Raw genomic sequence first — 2,107 nt, forward strand, 5'->3', positions numbered from 1 at the left:
AATACGATAGCGCCATCATGACCGCGCACACGCCGACCATCCCCAGCGTCGAAGAGAGCATGCCGGCGAACAGGTTGAGCGGATCGCCGAAAAAACCAAGCGGGGTGATAACCCTGACGGTGGCCACGCCGATAGCCGCAACCGCAATCTGCGGGACCAGATAACGATAGCCGCTGACACCCGGAGACACGGGCTTCCACTCATCGTTTTCGACGAGCGTTACGGTGCCCTTCCTTGCGAAGAAGGCGCAGAGAGCTACGGCAAGCGGCAGCAGAATGGCAAGGCCGACTTGGAGCGATTCGGAGAGGGCCATGGTGAAGATCTGCACGAAAATCGTCTTCAGCACTAAACCGGCTACGATGCTGCCGGCAGCATAGACCATGCGTTGCGTTTCTGCGAGCATCGTGCAAAGCAAACAGGTGAACCACGCGTATCCCGCACCCGACACGACGATGCCGATAACTGCCACCATCTCGACGGGAAAGAACTGCTGCTGCACGGATACCGCAAACACCATCGTGCCGAACGATGCCGCCAGTGGCATGAAGACGGCCACGGACCGCTGGACGCGCTCGAACCAGTGCGGCGCAAGCGCCATAAACACCGAAAGCAGCAGCAGGCCAGCAAGCCAGTAGACGCGCATATTCCCGAGCGTGGTCAGCCCAGAGTACGGCACCGCAAACCCCGTCGAATGTCCCAGCAAATCGGCCCAAGCTGCCAAAAGCCCCCAGCCGACGGCCACGAAAGCAGCACTTTGCAGCGTCTTCAGCTTCTCCACGATCTGCCGACCATCCTTCATGTCGTCCTCCCCCTCGCGTTCATCATACGGGCGGTTCTCCCCCTTGACAACATCGTCCTTTTTGGGGATGAACCCTTTCAACAGCAATTCCGCCCTTTCGGTGATTCACAGGAACCACGTCGAGGCCCATGATCGGCAGTGTGTTGTTCGCAAATCACAAGGAGGGAATTACATGGAATCAAAATCCAATTCGATGAACCTTGCACAGACGCGCCGCGGGTTCATGAAAACTGCCGGCTTCGCGCTGGCGGGAGCAGCTGCGATGGGGTTGGCAGGATGTGCGCCTTCGGGAAGCAAGGGCACGGCTGCATCCAGCGACAAATGGGACGAAGAGTTCGATGTCGTCGTCGTGGGCGGCGGCATTGCCGGCCAGGCTGCCGCACTGACGGTAGCCACCGAGGGCAATGGCGCAAAGTGCTTGCTCATAGAGAAAGGTGCCACCCCCAGTGGCAACAGCCCGTTCTGCAAGGGCGACGCCATCTGGACGAAAGAGCCGGACACGCTTCTCGCGTACCTGAAAAGCCTGGCGCACGGCACCACGCCCGACGACGTACTGGAAGCCTATTCCCAAGGCTGCTCGGAAATCTACGACTGGGTGCTGGACATGGGCGTCAACAAAGAGGAAATGAGCGTCACCGAACCGGCTACGAAGGATACCCTCGACAAGCACAACGCCGAGTACCGCGAGTACGAGAATTCGTACGCCTTCGGTTACTTTGCTATTGGCAAGAACAAGAATGTCGAGGTCAAGGGGCCGAACCACGTGCAAGTATTCCTTGAGCAAGCCGTGGCCGAGCACAGCGATGTCGTTGACTACCGCACGTCTACCCCACTGGTGGACCTGGTACAAGACCCCGAAACCGGAGCTGTCCTCGGCGTGGTCGCAGGCGAGAAGAACCAGAAGCGCATCCGTGCCAAGCGCGGCGTGATCATGTGCTTGGGCGGCTTCGAGCACAGCCCTGAGATGATGCAGAACTATCTGGGCCAGGGTGCTGCCGTGCCGGGTGCAGGCTCGATGAACACGGGCGACGGCCACCGCATCTGCACGCGCATCGGTGCCGACTTCTGGCATATGAACAACGCCGCCGGCTTCTGGATGGCGGGCCGCGACCTGAAGAACACCACGTACACGAACCCGCCTATCTTCAAACCCGCCCCCAAAGGCTTCGGCATCACGGTTGGCGTGAACGGTCGCCGCTTCTACATGGACTGGGACGGCTACAACGTACGCGAGAAGTACCCCTATATGTCGGACATGAGCGTGCACGTAGGGTCCCGCCACGGCCACATGCAGTTCGGCGGAGAATG

The 2,107-nt window shown here is 59.9% G+C and carries 2 protein-coding genes; one reads left to right on the plus strand and one right to left on the minus strand.

Annotated features, from left to right (window positions below):
* On the minus strand, positions 1 to 886 hold an 886-nt coding region (locus RR842_RS14270; protein ID WP_332730244.1), incomplete at its 3' end, for a hypothetical protein.
* A gap of 85 nt (positions 887 to 971) precedes the next feature.
* Between RR842_RS14270 and RR842_RS14275 the strand changes: the two genes are divergently transcribed.
* On the plus strand, positions 972 to 2,107 hold a 1,136-nt coding region (locus tag RR842_RS14275), incomplete at its 3' end, for an FAD-binding protein (RefSeq protein ID WP_332730245.1).

Source organism: Gordonibacter sp. (genome assembly GCF_036667095.1).
Lineage (GTDB): Bacteria > Actinomycetota > Coriobacteriia > Coriobacteriales > Eggerthellaceae > Gordonibacter.